Origin of the sequence: Wolbachia endosymbiont of Nilaparvata lugens, from assembly GCF_007115045.1 — a bacterium.
Taxonomy (GTDB): domain Bacteria; phylum Pseudomonadota; class Alphaproteobacteria; order Rickettsiales; family Anaplasmataceae; genus Wolbachia.
The window spans coordinates 356188-373908 of sequence record NZ_MUIY01000001.1; the positions used below are offsets into that span (position 1 = coordinate 356188).

The 17721-nt window shown below is 33.0% G+C and carries 17 protein-coding genes, 1 rRNA gene and 3 pseudogenes; 5 read left to right on the forward strand and 16 right to left on the reverse strand.

Annotation, left to right across the window (positions count from 1 at the left end):
* Positions 1 to 101 precede the first annotated feature (101 nt).
* From BWZ41_RS08635 to BWZ41_RS01775, 7 genes and pseudogenes are all read right to left on the reverse strand, one after another.
* Positions 102 to 1004 (reverse strand): annotated as a pseudogene (locus BWZ41_RS08635) (sugar phosphate nucleotidyltransferase); the annotation flags it as partial.
* A gap of 18 nt (positions 1005 to 1022) precedes the next feature.
* Complete coding sequence (locus BWZ41_RS01750; protein WP_158619486.1) at positions 1023 to 2180, reverse strand: IS4 family transposase; 1158 nt, start codon at positions 2178 to 2180, stop codon at positions 1023 to 1025.
* Positions 2181 to 2245: 65 nt separating this feature from the next.
* Positions 2246 to 2653, reverse strand: a pseudogene (locus BWZ41_RS01755) (sugar phosphate nucleotidyltransferase); the annotation flags it as partial.
* A 112-nt stretch (positions 2654 to 2765) separates the two neighbouring features.
* Positions 2766 to 3992 carry a hypothetical protein gene (locus tag BWZ41_RS01760; RefSeq protein WP_143689201.1) on the reverse strand — a complete coding sequence of 409 codons (1227 nt, stop codon included), beginning with the start codon at positions 3990 to 3992 and terminating at the stop codon, positions 2766 to 2768.
* 76 nt (positions 3993 to 4068) lie between these two features.
* The gene (gene sdhD, locus BWZ41_RS01765; protein ID WP_143689202.1) at positions 4069 to 4425 is read right to left on the reverse strand and encodes a succinate dehydrogenase, hydrophobic membrane anchor protein; all 357 of its coding nucleotides are present in this window, start codon (positions 4423 to 4425) and stop codon (positions 4069 to 4071) included.
* Positions 4422 to 4799, reverse strand: a complete 378-nt coding sequence (gene sdhC, locus BWZ41_RS01770) for a succinate dehydrogenase, cytochrome b556 subunit (RefSeq protein WP_143689203.1) — start codon at positions 4797 to 4799, stop codon at positions 4422 to 4424. Before sdhC ends, sdhD begins: the two co-directional genes overlap by 4 nt.
* Positions 4800 to 4901: 102 nt before the next feature.
* Positions 4902 to 6405, reverse strand: a 16S ribosomal RNA gene (locus BWZ41_RS01775).
* A 153-nt stretch (positions 6406 to 6558) separates the two neighbouring features.
* Between BWZ41_RS01775 and BWZ41_RS01780 the strand changes: the two genes are divergently transcribed.
* The gene (locus BWZ41_RS01780; RefSeq protein WP_143689204.1) at positions 6559 to 7176 is read left to right on the forward strand and encodes a hypothetical protein; all 618 of its coding nucleotides are present in this window, start codon (positions 6559 to 6561) and stop codon (positions 7174 to 7176) included.
* 1029 nt (positions 7177 to 8205) lie between these two features.
* A pseudogene (locus BWZ41_RS01790) lies at positions 8206 to 9050 on the forward strand (IS982 family transposase).
* 332 nt (positions 9051 to 9382) lie between these two features.
* Here BWZ41_RS01790 and BWZ41_RS07655 read toward each other — a convergent pair.
* From BWZ41_RS07655 to BWZ41_RS01830, 9 genes are all read right to left on the reverse strand, one after another.
* Positions 9383 to 9529, reverse strand: a complete 147-nt coding sequence (locus BWZ41_RS07655; protein WP_006015692.1) for a hypothetical protein — start codon at positions 9527 to 9529, stop codon at positions 9383 to 9385.
* Between the two features lie 112 nt (positions 9530 to 9641).
* Positions 9642 to 11525, reverse strand: coding sequence for an RNA polymerase sigma factor RpoD (gene rpoD / locus BWZ41_RS01795; RefSeq protein WP_143689695.1), 1884 nt, complete (start codon positions 11523 to 11525; stop codon positions 9642 to 9644).
* A gap of 139 nt (positions 11526 to 11664) precedes the next feature.
* On the reverse strand, positions 11665 to 11967 hold the full coding sequence (locus BWZ41_RS01800; protein WP_143689205.1) for a cation:proton antiporter subunit C: 303 nt from the start codon (positions 11965 to 11967) through the stop codon (positions 11665 to 11667).
* The gene (locus BWZ41_RS01805; RefSeq protein ID WP_143689206.1) at positions 11967 to 12383 is read right to left on the reverse strand and encodes a Na(+)/H(+) antiporter subunit B; all 417 of its coding nucleotides are present in this window, start codon (positions 12381 to 12383) and stop codon (positions 11967 to 11969) included. Before BWZ41_RS01805 ends, BWZ41_RS01800 begins: the two co-directional genes overlap by 1 nt.
* The gene (locus BWZ41_RS01810) at positions 12376 to 12903 is read right to left on the reverse strand and encodes a DUF4040 domain-containing protein (RefSeq protein ID WP_143689207.1); all 528 of its coding nucleotides are present in this window, start codon (positions 12901 to 12903) and stop codon (positions 12376 to 12378) included. The genes BWZ41_RS01805 and BWZ41_RS01810 overlap by 8 nt, the downstream gene beginning before the upstream one ends.
* 11 nt (positions 12904 to 12914) lie before the next feature.
* Positions 12915 to 13187: a monovalent cation/H(+) antiporter subunit G gene (locus tag BWZ41_RS01815; RefSeq protein WP_143689208.1), complete on the reverse strand. Its 273-nt coding sequence runs from the start codon at positions 13185 to 13187 to the stop codon at positions 12915 to 12917.
* Positions 13188 to 13193: 6 nt separating this feature from the next.
* Positions 13194 to 13439: a monovalent cation/H+ antiporter complex subunit F gene (locus BWZ41_RS01820; RefSeq protein WP_143689209.1), complete on the reverse strand. Its 246-nt coding sequence runs from the start codon at positions 13437 to 13439 to the stop codon at positions 13194 to 13196.
* 28 nt (positions 13440 to 13467) lie between these two features.
* Entirely contained in the window at positions 13468 to 13860 is a 393-nt protein-coding gene (gene rpoZ / locus BWZ41_RS01825) for a DNA-directed RNA polymerase subunit omega (RefSeq protein WP_143689210.1), read from the reverse strand.
* 60 nt (positions 13861 to 13920) lie between these two features.
* Positions 13921 to 14217, reverse strand: coding sequence for a helix-turn-helix domain-containing protein (locus BWZ41_RS01830; protein ID WP_143689211.1), 297 nt, complete (start codon positions 14215 to 14217; stop codon positions 13921 to 13923).
* 854 nt (positions 14218 to 15071) lie between these two features.
* On the opposite strand from BWZ41_RS01830, the gene purE reads away from it, so the two are divergent.
* From purE to BWZ41_RS01845, 3 genes are read left to right on the forward strand one after another with little or no spacing between them, the layout of a single operon-like run.
* The gene (purE, locus tag BWZ41_RS01835; RefSeq protein WP_143689212.1) at positions 15072 to 15572 is read left to right on the forward strand and encodes a 5-(carboxyamino)imidazole ribonucleotide mutase; all 501 of its coding nucleotides are present in this window, start codon (positions 15072 to 15074) and stop codon (positions 15570 to 15572) included.
* The gene (gene mutL, locus BWZ41_RS01840; protein ID WP_143689696.1) at positions 15572 to 17401 is read left to right on the forward strand and encodes a DNA mismatch repair endonuclease MutL; all 1830 of its coding nucleotides are present in this window, start codon (positions 15572 to 15574) and stop codon (positions 17399 to 17401) included. Before purE ends, mutL begins: the two co-directional genes overlap by 1 nt.
* The gene (locus BWZ41_RS01845) at positions 17376 to 17693 is read left to right on the forward strand and encodes a hypothetical protein (RefSeq protein ID WP_143689213.1); all 318 of its coding nucleotides are present in this window, start codon (positions 17376 to 17378) and stop codon (positions 17691 to 17693) included. Before mutL ends, BWZ41_RS01845 begins: the two co-directional genes overlap by 26 nt.
* Positions 17694 to 17721: the final 28 nt, after the last annotated feature.

Here is a 17721-nt window from a genome sequence, read left to right on the forward strand (position 1 = left end):
ATATCATACTTTTTATGCTTCATATAACTGTAATTTTTCCTTTACCTCAAATTAGGTTGTCTAAATTTAGCAAGCTTATAGAATATATTCAATATTCTATATTAAGACCTTCTATATATATCGTCCAATCTTACTATATCATTATCAGATAAAAACTTTCCTACCTGAAACTCAACTATCTCAAGAGGAAATCTTGTACTTTTATTCTCAATTTTATGAAACACCTTCCTTGGAATCTCTACTACATGATTTTTTGTTATAGCATATGTTTTGTCATCTAAACTCACGCATCCAACCCCTGATAGTATTATATGGTACTCATCTCTATAGTGGTGAAATTGCTTAGAAGTGCGGCTCAGTGGATTTATAAAAAGGTATTTTATAAGAAAATCCTTGCCCATTAAAACTACACTATAAAATCCCCATGGCTTAATCTCTTTCCTTATTGGCTTTACTTCCTTAACTTTATTAATGAACAACATTAGGCTCTTACTTGGCCGTTTATAAACTCTACCTAGTAAATTTTTTGCATCATTTTCTGTCATCAAAACTGGCTCTCTTCCTTTGGTTACAGCTTGAAACGACTCAAAATTCTTATTAAACCTCTTACTTAACTCTAAAACTGAACCCCAAGTGCCAACATCCATCCAATCGAAATTGGCTTCTATCATTACAATATTTTCTGCTTTTTCTATCACTAGGTGATCAATAGATGTATCACCCATTCCTGCACAATTTTGCTGTTCTAAATACAGAAATCTCTCTCGTGATACAAAATGCTTCATACTTTCACAACATAAATTATAGAGAGTCGGAGCAATTTTTTTTATCTCATCTATATAGCGTTTTGCTCTAAACACAAATATTCCAGAGTTCCAATAATGATCGTTACTTACCTTACGCTCGGGTTTTTCTGTAAAATCTTTTACTATATGACATTTTTCTTTCTGACCATATACTGCATTTATATAGCCGTATTCAGAATTGAATTCATGAGGCTTTACCCATAAGTGTTGAAAGTGCTATAAGTGGAGTGATACAAGGTGATTGACGGCATGTAAATTCCCTCCTGATAGTAAAACAATTGAACGTATAAAAGAATCATTAAGATCCAATGTGAATTGTAATAGTGCTATTTTGAATCCGTGTAGATTATTTTTGATTTTATAAACAAGAAATAACAAAGCCGTAATAATAATCATGTAAATATACACCTTCATGCCATTCATAGTATGGCTTAAAAAGTGCTTATATCCAAGATTTTGCTTTATAAATTTAAAGAATACCTCTATGTCCCACCTGCGCCTATATAGCTCTGTTACTTCATAAGCTAACATTTCAAGCAAGTTGGTTAAAAACCATATTTCATCTCCTGCCTTATTTCGAATTTTTATTAAACGTAGGTCATGCTTTTCTGCTACTTTACCTCGTGCACGATAAAGATTAACTATTATATCTTCTAAAATCTCTGATCCATCCGATTTTTGTTCTCCTATAACTTTGTTCCTGCTTATAACATCATGTTTTCTTCCTACTTTAACTCTTGTGATAAATTTGTACTCCTTTTCATCAAATTCGGCAAAAGTTCCAACTTTTCTGATTCCTCTATCAAATAATAAAATATCCTCTTTTTCAACTTTAGCTTCATTAATGGCTCTCACTAATGCTATATCTTCACTAATTTCTTCTTGTCCTTTACAAAATCTTATACTTGTCGGCAATTGATCCTTTAATCCTACACTCACTTTAACTTGACTGTCGTTACTTTTACCGCCTATTTTTAGCCCATCTTTTATGAGATATCCCGATAAATTTATGATTGTCGAATCAAACTTATGTAAATTATTTGATGTTTTTTGGGGTAATAGCTTTTTAATCTTGCTCATCAAATCAATATATACTCCCTTAAAATATTCTGGATTTATAACTTTTAACCTTTTTGACAAACCACTGTATGTTACTGTACTTTTATCGCTATTCTTATCCATTATACACCTGTTTATTACCATTTCTAGCGCTCTTAAGCTTGTTTTTTGCCCCATTAATATTAACTTCATTAGACCTTTAAATATAATCTTGCCCAACAATTTAGTATTACATTTATCTACTTCACTTAATTTTCCTAGCCTTTCTAAATCCTCATCTTTTATTAAATTTAGTACTCTTTCTATTTGATCCATTATTGCCTCCATTTTCTTGCAATAACAGTTCTTTATACTTTTCTGATACTACTTTCAACACTTATGGGCTTTACCCCAAAAGTGACTATAGAGTCAGTTTCAGAGGCTAGCTTAGACGCTTTCTCAATAGAAACATAAAAACTATTCAAATCACCTATAAAATGGTCTGAAGGCAGAACTAAGATTGTCTCGTTCCTATCGCAGAGAAGCACAGCAATTAGTGTTGCTGCCGCTGTCCCAATTTTAACTGGTTCAAAAACTACTTTACATTCCTGTAATGAATGTAATTCCTGCATCAATAATGACTCATATTGTATATTTGTGGTAATGATGGGTGGCATATAATCGCCTTTTAGCCTCAACAAAGTGTTGTGAAACATAGTATTCTGACTAAATATTTTCTGAAATTGCTTTGGCTTAGATAGAGGCCAAAGTCTGCTGCCACTACCACCACATAGTATTACAGGGCGCATATGGTTAAGAAATTTAATTAAATAATTAATATCTTATACTGAGGGCAAAATGCACGCAAGTTTTTGTTGTAAAATGATTAAATAGAGGGTGGGTATCAATTTAAAGTAATGGCTAATGAGGGTGTGTAGCGCCTTGCCCTTTCTGTGAATTCCTCTCATTTTGTAATTTCTCAACATAAACATTGCCGCTCTTTTTATTTCTAAACCCAGCTATTTCTTCATTAACTTTGTTTTGCGACTTTTCCTTTAAGCTTTCTCCAACACCTGGTTTTCTAGATTTATCTATACTTTCACTATTTTTGCTCAACCCCTTCTCTAAGTTTTTTTCAATATCTGATTTTCTAGCGTTAAGCTCTTTCCATGTACCAGCTATGCTAAGTGGCTTATGATCCTTCTGCTTCGGCTTTGGCCTTTCCCCATCTGTAACAACATTAAAGTCGCTTTTTACTTCTTTCCAACATTCTTTCAATTGGTGTTTCCACATAGTAAGATAAGCATCACCATACTTTTTCTCATTTGCTACAAACAATAAAATTGGAGCCTTAAGTATGGTAGCTCCCATATTCACTAAATTTTTTACTGCCATTGCAGGGGTGAACAAAAGATAGCCAAAAGATTTTGCAACTCGATTTTTTCTAGCTATCAAATTCTCTCCTAATTTCATAGGAATGAAAGTCAGCAGCCTAGCACAAATCTTAGCTAAACCCGCAGCAAAAACAATAGGAACAGATATCAGACTTTTATCTAGCTCTAGACTACCATTTTGATCTCTAATTTCTGAAAAATTAGTGCTTAATTTTTTATAATTACTAATGTATAGTAATTCTCCATTTCTTCCCTTTTCATCAACAACTCCCTGAACTTTACCCTCTCCATTTTTTACCTTTTTCATTAGCACAGAAGAGTGAGTTAATTCAAACAGATCATTAGTTCTTTTAGCTTCAAAAATTGGAATATGTTTTTCAAGATCGATTTTTGAAAACTCAAATGGTTTATAGTAGCCATCATAATGCTTAACATCCTTGTTTTCTTCCCGATTAACTAAAAAGTCAATGGTAAAATAGGACCTATCATCCGTTTTCTCGACAAGAGCTAATTCAAAAATTTTCTTGCCATACGAAAGTTTATATATAGTTTCACCATTACTATTCTTACTTTCTATAACTTTCCCAGATTTTACAATCTGATCGTAATTCTTTGGGTATTTGCATTTTCTTCCATCTGTATATGTCATTACCTTTCTAAGATCCTTGACATAAATTTGAGATTCAGACGAAGCAAATAAACCTTTTGCTTTAAGAGTAAAATCTGCTACTCCTTTTTTTAACACTCTGAACATGTTGTCAAACCAAAATCGCTATAGTTCAATAATAAAATTAGTAAACTAATAATATATTAACACAGAATTAACAATTTTACAAGAAAATATGCCTATAAAAGAAAAAAGTCGTAAAAGCAAGGACTATATAAGTAATGCTTGATAAGTATTTTATGCATGTAATTGTAAAAATCCTTAGAGGTACGCTGCCTATATAATCTTCACACACTACCTGCATTCCAAGAACTGCATGCCAAAAAATGCAAAACACCAGTATAACAAAAAACAAAAGCTCTAGTGGATGATTAATAAATTTTTCACTAAAAGGCAAAGAGCTATCAGTATAAAATCTGCAAGAAAATGAATAGATAAACCAAGGAAACAGGAACAGTAAAATTACCGCAGAAACACGCTGGATCCACCAATGATGTACTGAATTTACAGATTGACTCATATACAAATAAATAAAAAAGCCATAGTAGAAAGAAACAGCATTATTATTAGTAACATAGCACTTTTTGAAACACTAGCAATTTCTAAATTAAGCCCAGCATCCCACAATAAATGACGAATACCATTAAGAAAATGATACATAAAGCTTATAAAGCATAAGATATAAGCTAATTTAGCAAGGGGAGTGAACAATAATACATTTAAGCACCTTACTACAACTAACTTAGGGGAGTAAACATATAATATAAAATACCAAGAAAGTATGATTAATAAAAGAAATAGCAAGATACCAGTCAATCTATGCATAATAGAAAAAAAACTAGTAACTTGTACTTTATATATTTCTAGATGTGGGGAAAGAGGCCTATTACTCATAAAATTTCGTTATCGAGAAATTAAAAAATAAAGTAGAAGTAAAGACAGCAGTATAGTACATAATGACACTATTATTTGAAATGGTGAATTACGTACAAAGCCTAAGGAGGTAATCCAGCTGCAGATTCCCCTACTGCTACCTTGTTACGACTTCACCCCAGTCACTGATCCCACTTTAAATAACTCCTTCCTTGCGGTTAGGCCATTAGCTTCGAGTGAAACCAATTCCCATGGCGTGACGGGCAGTGTGTACAAGACCCGAGAACGTATTCACCGTGGCATGCTGATCCACGATTACTAGCGATTCCAACTTCATGCACTCGAGTTGCAGAGTACAATCCGAACTGAGATGTCTTTTAGGGATTAGCTTAGGCTTGCGCACCTTGCAGCCCACTGTAGACACCATTGTAGCACGTGTGTAGCCCACTTCATAAAGGCCATGATGACTTGACATCATCCCCATCTTCCTCCAGCTTATCACTGGCAGTTTCCTTAAAGTGCTCAGCATTACCTGATGGCAACTAAGGATGAGGGTTGCGCTCGTTGCGGGACTTAACCCAACATCTCACGACACGAGCTGACGACAGCCATGCAACACCTGTGTAAAATCCGGCCGAACCGACCCTATCCCTTCGAATAGGTATGATTTCCATGTCAAGAAGTGGTAAGGTTTTTCGCGTTGCATCGAATTAAACCACATGCTCCACCGCTTGTGCGGGTCCCCGTCAATTCCTTTGAGTTTTAATCTTGCGACCGTAGTCCCCAGGCGGAATGTTTAACGCGTTAGCTGTAATACAGAAAGTAAACTTCCCATATTTAACATTCATCGTTTACAGCGTGGACTACCAGGGTATCTAATCCTGTTTGCTCCCCACGCCTTCGCGCCTCAGCGTCAGATTTGAACCAGATAGACGCCTTCGCCACTGGTGTTCCTCCTAATATTTACGAATTTTACCTCTACATCAGGAATTCCTCTATCCTCTTTCAATCTCTAGATTAATAGTTTTAAAAGCAATTCCAAGGTTAAGCCTCGGGATTTCACTTTTAACTTATTAATCAGCCTACGCGCCCTTTACGCCCAATAATTCCGAATAACGCTAGCCCTCTCCGTATTACCGCGGCTGCTGGCACGGAGTTAGCCAGGACTTCTTCTGTGAGTACCGTCATTATCTTCCTCACTAAAAGAGCTTTACAACCCAAGGGCCTTCTTCACTCATGCGACATGGCTGGATCAGGCTTTCGCCCATTGTCCAATATTCCCCACTGCTGCCTCCCGTAGAAGTCTGGACCGTATCTCAGTTCCAGTGTGGCTGATCATCCTCTCAGATCAGCTATAGATCATTGCCTTGGTAGGCTATTACTCCACCAACTAGCTAATCTAATATAGGCTCATCTAATAGCAATAAATTTTTCCCCCGTAGGGCGTATACGGTATTAGTTGCCGTTTCCAACAATTATTCCGTACTACTAGGTAGATTCCTATATATTACTCACCCGTCTGCCACTAAGTTATACCATAGCAAGCTATAATATAACTCCGTTCGACTTGCATGTGTTAGGCCTGCCGCCAGCGTTCATTCTGAGCCAGGATCAAACTCTCAAATTTAGACTTCAACCTACAAAAGGTTGAGGGTACATCGGATAAATCCGACAAAAAATAATTTAGCTTAATACTGCTGTCTTTATTTCTACTTTAGAAATATTTTAATCTCCAACTATTCAAACAACTTCGAGGACATTATCACGTGATATAATCACTATGTCAATATGTTTTTGCAAATCAAAAGCATTAATGTATAAATATATAACTATTTGGAATATTACCATGAAAAAATACATCTTTCTGCTTGCACTCGCACCAATGTTAGTTGGCATCACATTATACTTATTGCGCAACATTGATAACAAAAAACAATCTATAACTGCAGGTGACAAATTTTACGAAGTATTATTCTTAAAAAAAGATAGTAAGCCGCTGCTAGAAGAAATAGATTCAAACTGGGGATATTTAGCAAATTTTGAACACGCATTCAATCATATCTCAGATTCAATGCCAACAGACATAGCATCTATTATTTATAATGATTTGGCAGATGATAAAGATGCTCCTAATGTTTTGCGTGAGTTAGCACAATACTTAGAGGTAATGAGCTTACTTCACTCCAACGATGAAAAAATAAATAAAGATAAAATTGATAATTTAGAATCAAGTGCAGTGTACCCTTATTCAAGCCAAGAAGCTATCGCTGTAGTAAAGATACATAATAACGACATTAAAGGTGCAATTGAAATATTGCATTCATTATTAAATGATAGAGAATGTCCTACTCTAATCAAGTCCAATGCACAAGAATTACTTCTAGTATACGAAAACTAAAAACTTGCTTGCATAACAATTTGGCAGCGCATCCAATGAAATAAAGAGCTTTACTTGACAAGCCTCTCTATTTTATTATAGCACTAAAAGTAGTTATGACTCAAAATTTGTTTTTGACCTGCAGAATCAATCACAAAATCCAGTAAAAACTTAGGTGTTTATTGGTAGATTACGTAAAATTATAGCGGTTTTTTTAAATTTTTTCTATACTCAGCCAAGTCACGCTTGTTAGAACATTATTACAGCACCACTTACAGTAATATAGAGTCAAAACTTTACTACTCAGAGGTTCTTTTACCTTTTTTTATTTAATAAGACCTCTCTATATTTATAGTTAATATATCAAAGAATAAACTTCACTAGTAGAATATCATTCTAGTATTAGAATGACAAAAAGAGAATAAAATCGCAATAGCTACGTATCAAGCACCGTCGTATTTTCTCTATGTTTTAGATTACTTTGTTCCCCCCTTTACCATTCAGCTATGCAGATAGTTACTACAAACCGCAAAGATGTTTAAAAGAAATCTAATTTTTATCAACTCATACATTTCATTACCAACTTCACAACAAGGTTCTGCAGTTGGATAAAAATAATCAAAAAAGAAATAATCCTTTAGTATTTCTTTGCTGCGTCCAGAATTATAGTAAGTATCAAGCCCTACTTTAAATATCAACAAAAGTATGTTTATACTTTTTCCAAATTACCCTCCCCCAAACTGGTCTGTGATGTTTGATAGGTATACATCTCGATCATTTAACCCTTTGCTCTTATATTTACCAAGCATACTTTTCATTTTATAGCTAACCAAACAACCTCAGTCACATTTGCAACAATCACATGCTTTACACCATATTCATTTAGAACCAAATGCATTACATATTTCACTAACCGCTTTATTTCAATACTTTTTCTGCTTTAAACCCTAGTTATGGATTAGAAAACAGATAATAGTAGAATTAATAAAGAGGGAAATAGGGTAAACTCGAATATTTTAGCAATAATTAAGAGGTTACCCATGAAAAAAGATATTTTACTGTTTTATAGAAGATTTTTGTCGCATTGCTGATGAAAAATTTTCAGAAAAGCTCATATCAAGTAGCAAAAAACCAACAAGAATACCTGAAATTACTGTATCAGAAATACTTACTATAATCTTACTTTATCACCAATCGCCGTGCAAAAATTTCAAGTTTTTTTTACTTGAATTATCTTAAATTATTGTACAATTCTGAGTTTTCAAAACTCCCGTCATATCATAGGTTTGTTGCTTTAAAATCGAGAGTTTTATGGTATTTAGCTTTGCTTTTGCAGTGGTTCTGCAAGCAAGCGAAAATTACTGAAATTTCCTATATTGATACAACTGCAATCGCTGTTTGCCACACAAAAAGGATTTCAAAAATAAAGCTTTCAAAGAGTTAGCAAATATAGGAAAGACTATCTATGGATGGTTTTTAGGTTTTAAATTACATCTGGTAATTAATGAAATAGGTGAAGTTCAAGCTATTACACTAACTAAAGGCAACGTTGATGACAGAAAACCTGTACCAAATTTGACTAAAAATTTGACAGGACTTTTGTTCGGAGATAAGGGCTATATAAAGAAAGAGCTCTTTGAGAAACTCTTCGACAGAGGCCTAAAACTTATCACTAAAGTGAAAAAAGGCATGAAAAACGCATTGATTTTACTAAAAGAGAAGATTTTATTGAGAAAAAGGTCGATTATTGAGACGGTTTTTGGTTGTTTGAAAAACAAATTTGAGCTTACGCCACAGATCGCCAATAAATTTTATGGTACATATTTTCAACATTAATTTCATATTCCATTCAGTCAAAAAAGCCTTCTATTTCTAAGCTTTATTGCTTTAGTTAATCCATAACTGGGGTTTTAACATTGGTATAAGCAGTGGCACCCATAATATTATTTCTGTCGATTATAATGAAAAATGAATCTCCTTTACCTACGTCTGGATGATGTTTAATTACTGTGTTTAGCTGATTAACTAAACGAAATTTATTGAGGAAATAAGAAAAAATAGGGTTAAGAATTTCAGATGCTGTTGCATATAAAATCTCATAGTTATGACCTTGTTGTTCATAGTATCGATCAAAAAATGAGCATCTCCATGATGGCTTAAATTCTTCTAAACCTAAATACTTTGCTACATATTCAACAACAACAAGGCCATTGCTAAAAGATCTTCCTTAATAAAAAAGGGCATTAAGTTTTACGTTTCTTACAAAGGATAAGTTATTTAAAATTTCAATAATTGCACCATCATCAGATAAACTATCACCCAGAACACAAAAATTTTTACACTCTGAATTAGAGTTATTATTTTTATTTGCCATAACATTCAATATCTAATCATACTGCTCTATGAAACCTATAAAAAAAGAAAAACAGGGTAAAATTATAGAACTTTGGCTGAATTTTACCTATTTTTTGAGTAGCCCTTCTGCCTTAAAAGAAACCCCTAAGTTTTTTAGCACGGCTTGGATGTTTCAACTTACGTAGTGCTTTTGCCTCTATTTGCCTAATTCTCTCACGTGTAACATTAAAAATTTTTCCTACTTCTTCTAAGGTATGCTCCTTTCCATCTTTACCAAGGCCAAAGCGCATCCTTAGAATTCTTTCTTCTTTTGGTGTTAAAGTTGCAAGAACATTGGTCGTGATGCCACGCAAGTCGGCAAGTATTGCAGCATCCTCTGGTTTAGAAACTCGCTTATCTTCTATACAATCACCGAAGGTACTACTATCATCCTTTCCTGTTGGAGCTTCAAGACTTACCGGATCTCTTGCTATCTTCATAACTTTGCGTATTCTTTCTATCGGCATCTCCAATTCTATACCCAATTCCTCTAATGTAGGCTCTCTACCCATTCCATGAGTCATCTTTCTTAATGCTTTGTTGATTTTACTGATAATTTCCACCATATGTACTGGTATTCTAACTACTTTAGACTGTTCAGGTATTGCCCTAGTGATTGATTGTTTTACCCACCAAGTACCATAAGTCGAAAATTTATACCCACGTTTGTAATCAAACTTATCCACAGCTTTCATAAGACCAATATTACCTTCTTGTATCAAATCAAGCAGATCAAGGCCTCTTTTTGAATACTTTTTAGCAATTGAAACCACTAGCCTTAAATTAGCCTTTATCATCTCTTGCTTTGCTTCAGAGACTTCTCGTTCGTGTTTTTGTATTCTCTTGATTAGCTCCTTAAACTCTTGTACCTTATCTCCTTGTACATAATTCTTAATATTTCTTAAGGCACTAGCTATATATTCATAGTTGTCGTTTACAAACCTTAAGAATTTATTTTTTAATTCACCTGTAAAAAGGGATTGATTTTTATTCTTCTTTAGAAGATTGATTTCGCTCAATTCGTGCTCTAAAAACACAGCACAATAAATATTATAGAAACTTTCTCTATCAATATCGTACTTTCTAGCCTCAGTAATAAGATTAGCTTCTTCAAACGTGATTAGCCTATTTATTTCGTAAAGTTTTTGTGTAATTTTGGTAATAGCAGCATCACTAAACTGAATTTGTAATGCTACAGACCATATTTGATTATATAAATTTTCTAGCTCATTAGAGAAATCTTTAGAACTTTTTTTCAATACCAATGCTTCATTTGTTAAAGCAATGATCTCATCCAATGCCGTGATAACCTTTGGCAATAAATCACTTTCCATTTCAAGAACAGAAATATTTAAGTTAGCTGAACTTATGTCTTCACTCTCATTTCCCTTTTCATCATCATTAATACAATCTCCAGCATCTTCAGCTTCACTTTCTTCTTTGTCTACCATATTGAAATCAGAGTTATAAATTGCATCCAGATTTATAATTTCTCTCAGCAAAAAAGCTCCACCACTTAAATCATCACGCCATGTTTTGATCATGTTAAATGCCACTGATGTTTCAATTATTGCACGTAACATGTTATGCTTTTCAGATTCAATTTTTTTTGCTATCTTAATTTCATCTGCTCGTGACAAAAGCTTTACAGAGCTCATATCTTGTAAATAAATCCTTACCGGATCATCATTTTGCACTAAAATTGTAGTAGTATTCAACGATGTCTCATCATCATCAAGCTTATTACCATCATCATTAGAAGGAGCTTCTTCCTCATCTTCACTACTTTCCAGTATGTTAATTCCAGAGTCTTGCAATAAAGCTATAGTATCATCTATAAAATCAGGTGAAAAATTTTCATCTGACAACTTATCATTTATATCATCAAAAGTGATAACACCACCCTTTCTCATACTTTTAGCTACAAGATCTTTGATGATTTTTTTCCTATCTTCCGTATCATTAATAGCTGACATCATTACCTTTACAGTTTATAATTTTATTTCTTAATTATCAAATAAACTTACAATTAGCAAGCTTATAGTTTTATTCTTAATTTATAGTTACTTCCTACTTCATATAGTTCAAGATACTGTCAATTTATTCATACTCTTCTTAATCAACCACTCTCTCCATTCTTACTGCTATGGACAATCCAACTGAAAATGTTGCAATTCCAACCACTATAGCAGTAAGCATTAAGACGTGAGGTATAGGATTGGTATATAAGTGAAAATTTGCAGTCAATATAGGAGGTAAAGAACTTTTTATATATCCCAAAGATATGTAAAATAACAAAACAGATGCTTGTAAGACACTTAATCCCATCATTTTTTTGATTAAGTTTTTATCATTTACAATGATATACAAACCTAGCACCATTAATATAGTAATGCTTACATAATTATATAGAGTCATTATTTTCTCTTACGAGCAAAATTTATATATATGATTAACATGGAAGAGGAGACGGTAAGTAATACACCCAGCTCCACTAAGAAAATACCCAATTTTTGACCTGTCCTACTGTCAGTTGACAATATACTATAGGATAAAAAATTTTGGTCAAACAAAACTGTTACAATACCCGTTCCTCCATAGATTAAAATACCTAGCACGTTAGTAAATTTGATCGTAGAGTAAGGTATTGCTTGTAAAGTTGTAGATATACCAAATAACATTGAATATAATATTATCCCAGAAGCAACAATTATTCCTGCCTGAAAACCTCCACCTGGAGTGTAGTCACCGTGAAACTGTATGTATAAACCAAATAAAATGATAAAAGGTATCATCAAAAATGTTACTACACTTAACACCGGATCTTTAATCACTTTCTTTCTCTTCTTTTAATATTAACATTATACAAAGTGCAGCAGTAAAAACTACTATAGTTTCTCCAAATGTGTCATATCCACGAAAGCTTGCTAAAATAGCTGTCACTATATTAGGAATACCAATAGCCTTTTCAGTATTTTCTACATAATAAGGAGCAATGTGCAAGTGGATTGGAGCATCATGACTGCCAAAATCTGGCAATTGAATCATAAAATATGATAAACATGCAGTCAAAGATAACATAAAAAAAAGTGTGGCGGGGCTATGAGATAAATTTGCTTTGTGATTCTTTATCAAAGAGAGTGCTGCAAACGTAAAGACTGTGCTCAATCCTGCACCAACAGAAGCTTCAGTAATTGCAACATCTGGCGCATTCATAATCAAGTACATAAGTGCAATAAGTGCACTAAATACACACATTAGAACAGCACTTACAACCAAATGTTTCGAAAGAACTATAAAAACTGTAACCGTGAGTAACAGTAAAAGTAATATTAGATTCAGTATTTCCAGCATCTTAACCTTCTTTAATAGTCTTTACTTTTATAATGAGTACGCGCTAAAATATAACTGTTAGTTGAATTGGCTATCCATATTATAAAAATCAATAATATAATTTTAATAGTATTGATTGAAAGTTTATTTTGCCAAGCAAAACCCATCAACAACAACATTGCGCCACTAGAATCTGCAATACCTGCAGCATGTAGCCTAGTATAGAAATTAGGAAATACTATTACTCCTACGCTTGAAATGACTATTAAACAAATACCTAAAAATATGAGAATGGATGCTACCATAAATTATCAAAACAACATTAATCTCATTAGTGCTATAGTTGATATAAAGCTGATGCTAGCATATAGTAATGCTATATCAATTAAAAAAAAATCATTCAGAATAATCGATATTGCTGTTATGAGTAAAACTACTTGTGTTGATAAATTATTGAATGCTAAAACCTTATTGTACACATCACTTGACCTAAATACTATACAACATAACATTACACTCATACAGAATAAAAGGGCATAGATAGCAATACTAATCATTTACAAGCTATTATACCTCTGCAGATTTCTAAATCGGTACTTCTTCATCATTATCTTGATCATCTATTTCATCATCTTGGCTTTTTTGACTTATATCCAGATTTGTGTTAAATTGATGATCAGGAAAATTTAACAAACTTGCTAGCTTACTTGAACTACTACTATAAGCATTATTTGTGTTTCCTTTCATGTACTCCTTGCACCTTTTCACCAAAAGGTTAAACAACTCATGAGTATTCACCTTCTTTTCTGCTATTTCATATAAAGAAACTATGGTATCCTTATGACCTTTAAACTTAACCATTTCAACGGGATCGCTTGCCCCTGTACTCAAATCATGTGTTCTTTGACTCGCTAGCAGAACCAATTTAAAACGATTGTGTACCTGCTCTACACACTTTTCTACAATAGACTCAACCATAAAATACTACCTTGATAAGCTTTATACTATATCACAAAAAATAAGATGTCAACTTCGCATCTATTGAGATCCAATTCTACATTCTACTTTTTCTTCTTTAGCTTTTACTGATTGATTTTCTGTTATTGTAATTATTATTTCATGATCAAGCTTTTTCAAAAAACCTAACAGTCTCTCTAAAGAAAAACCATTTGTCTTACCACTTTTAATTTGTGACACCTTTGGTTGATCAATACCAAGTTTCTCAGCCGCACAAGCTTGAGTCCAAGTATTTTTTCCTATAATTTTACTTATTATGCCAAGCAATTTTTTTTTTATTGCTTCACTATCCAGATTGTTTAATGATATTGTTTCCATAATTTTTACTCTCACATACCAACTAGCTTTATTAAATATTATATCATAATATTTAATATACCAATATATTAATAGTATATAACTTGTCAATAACTATCTGATACTCAAAATTTTAAATTGACTATAATTTTTATCAAAATACTAGTAATTTCAAAATATTATTTTATAAAAAACTTACTATTTAAAGAGAATAAGTTGAAATTGCAAAGTTTAAAATACAGAAATAATCATTTTACAAACTCGTTTTAGAGACTGTACATGATATCAAGAAAGGAATAAAGCCGGAGATAGAGTATGTAAATTATGAAAACAGAGCAAGATGAGTAGGAGAAAAACTGAGTAGAGTTCTGTAGAAAGAAACAAAATCAAGAAGATTTAGGATGTATTTTATATAGTGTTACAGGTCCTAAAAAGTGGCTTCAGTGAATCAACAATGTTTTCAAAATGGCAAGATTATTTTAATAAATGAAGTAAAAAACATAGCGGAAGTAAAGAAAGTGTTTTGAAACATATATAAAAAAGTAGTTGCAAAGAAACAAATAAAAGGGTTTAACTGTACAGATCTTTGCCGTATTGTAAAAAGGTAATTCTCTAATACTCTTATAGAAAAGTGTAGACAATTGTGATAAGCAAAATTCAATACTAGCTTACAAATCGTCTTCTTGCTTCCACCGCTTTGCTTCTAAAAAGATTATGAATAGACCCTTAATATCCGAAATTTATACCTCTATATTTTAATATAGGGATTCATTTCAATTTTTAAAGTTTCTATTTAATGAGAATGCTATATCATATTCGTAATTAATTTAAATATCTGTTGCTTCTGAAATACTATTTGGTTAGTAAATAAAATCATGTCTAATACAGAAAAAATGAAAAAGGATGTTGCTGTAATTATGGGAAGCGAGTCGGATTATGGCACTATGGTGCATGCTATTAACCTATTAAAAGAATTGGAAATTTCACATGATGTATTTATAATATCCGCACATAGAACGCCAGAGAGACTCTTTAATTTTACTAAGTCTGCTCAAGAAAAAGGCTTTAAGGTTATTATAGCTGGTGCAGGAGGAGCGGCTCATTTACCTGGTATGGTTGCATCGCTCACTTATTTACCTGTTATCGGTATTCCTGTGCATAGCAAACAATTAAATGGGCTAGATAGTCTATTATCTATAGTGCAGATGCCAAAAGGTGTTCCAGTTTCAACAATGTCTATAGGAGAGAGTGGAGCATGCAATGCCGCTATTACTGCTGCATCTATATTGTCGATTTCTAATAGTGAAATTGCAGATAGATTAAAAAAATGGAGAGAGGAGCAAACTCAAGCAGTAAAAGAAAAACCAACATTATAATGGCAATAGTTCTTTTAGATACAAAAACCATAAATCGTATAGCAGCAGGAGAGGTAATAGAAAGGCCTGCAAGTGTGGTAAAGGAATTAGTGGAAAATGCAATAGATGCCAGAAGCTCAGAGATAGAAATTAAGATAGAAAGTGGTGGGCGTAACCTCATTACTGTAATCGATGATGGTAGCGGAGTAAAAAAGGATGATTTAGAACTTGCGTTTATGCGCCATGCTACTTCAAAATTGAGTGACAGTGAGTTGATAGAGATCAAGCATCTTGGCTTTAGAGGAGAAGCTTTGCCTTCAATTGCAGCAGTAAGCAGAATAAAATTATCATCTAAGGCAAGCAAAGCAGATCAAGCATGGTCTATAAGGTATGAGGGAGAAGAAAAAATAGGAGAGCTTGTTCCTTATCCTTTATCGATAGGAACATATATTGAAGTACGAGATTTATTTTTTGCCACACCAAATAGACTCAAATTTCTCAAAACCGAAAGGGCAGAAACACAAAGCATTGTTGATATTGTAAACAACTTAGCAATGATCAATTATGGAATTGAGTTTACTCTTATCTCCGATAATAAGAAACTTCTTAAGTATGCTAAGCAGACCTCATTATTTAGCAGGCTATGCGAAGTAGAAAAAGAATTTCATGAAAACTCTTTGCAAATTAGTGAAGAAGAAGATGGCATTAGACTTACAGGCTACATCTGTAAACCTACTCTCAATCGTAGCAATTCAACTCAGATCTATACATTTGTTAATGGTAGACCAATTAAAGACAATCTACTTATTGGCGCAATCCGTTATGCGTATCATGATCTTATTCCAAGCAATAGATATCCCTTTGCAGCGTTGCACTTAGAGATACCGTATGATCAAGTAGATGTAAATGTGCATCCAAATAAATCAGAGGTAAGGTTTCAGAACAAGAGGCTAATATATGAAATAGTGAGAAGAGGGCTAATAAAAGTATTATCAAAGAGAATAGATCTTGCAGAAACTGTGGTGAGCCAGACTGAGATAACAAGGAATCATCTATCATCAGATCCTTTTAGTAGGTCTAGTCTTAAAAATGAATTTTATGGAAGAAGGTCTGATCCTTTTGAAAACCAGTTAATGAGAGAATTTACTTCTCCAAATATAGAGACAAAAAGCTTATCAGAACATTCAAAATCGTTTGATTATACTGGTATGCAAAAATCTCCTCCGCGAGCGGAAACTACAATTTTGGAAAAGAAACAAATCGATCTAATAAGGGACTATCCACTTGGGTTTGCACACTGTCAAATGTACAATACTTATATTATTGCCGAGGTAAGAGACAAACTAATTATAGTAGATCAGCATGCAGCCCATGAAAGACTAGTATACGAGTGCTTAAAGGAGAGATCAAGTATAAAAAGACAAAAACTTCTTTTGCCTGAAATGGTTGAAATCAAAAATCAAGCTGGAATGGAGATGATTAAAACTTATAAAGATAAACTTTTTGAGATGGGTTTTGAGATTGAAATTAAATCAGAAAATAAGATCATAGTAAAAGAAGTGCCTGCAATCTTAGGAACAGTAGACACAAAGAGAATGCTCATTGATATAGTGGATAGACTAACAGAAATAGAAGATATATTACCTATAGAGGATAAGGTGAATAAAATACTAGCCACAATTGCTTGTTATGGATCAATAAGAGCAGGCAGAAAGATGAAATTGGAGGAGATGAATGAATTATTGAGGCAAATGGAAAAGACACCTTATTCTGGACAATGTAATCACGGAAGGCCAACCTATATAGAAATGAAATTAAGCGATATTGAAAAGTTATTTGAGCGAAGGTGATAAGTTATCACAAATATGTATAGATTATACAACCCTAGTTTCGTCATCTCAAAACTCAGATACACAATTGTTTAAACATTGCAATTTGCAGGTAATTTGCATAGTAGATAATGTCATTCCATCACTTGACAATGATTTATTACGCAGCTACTTGATTAAAATTAAGTTTCCTAAATCCCAGGCATTGTCTTTTATGTTAATAATTAATATACAACTAAAAATACTTATCAAAAACGACAATAAAGAGTTTAAAAAAGCCAGAAAATTCTATAGAATCAACCGTACTGTATAGAGAAAAGAAAGTGTATGATAATATTCTT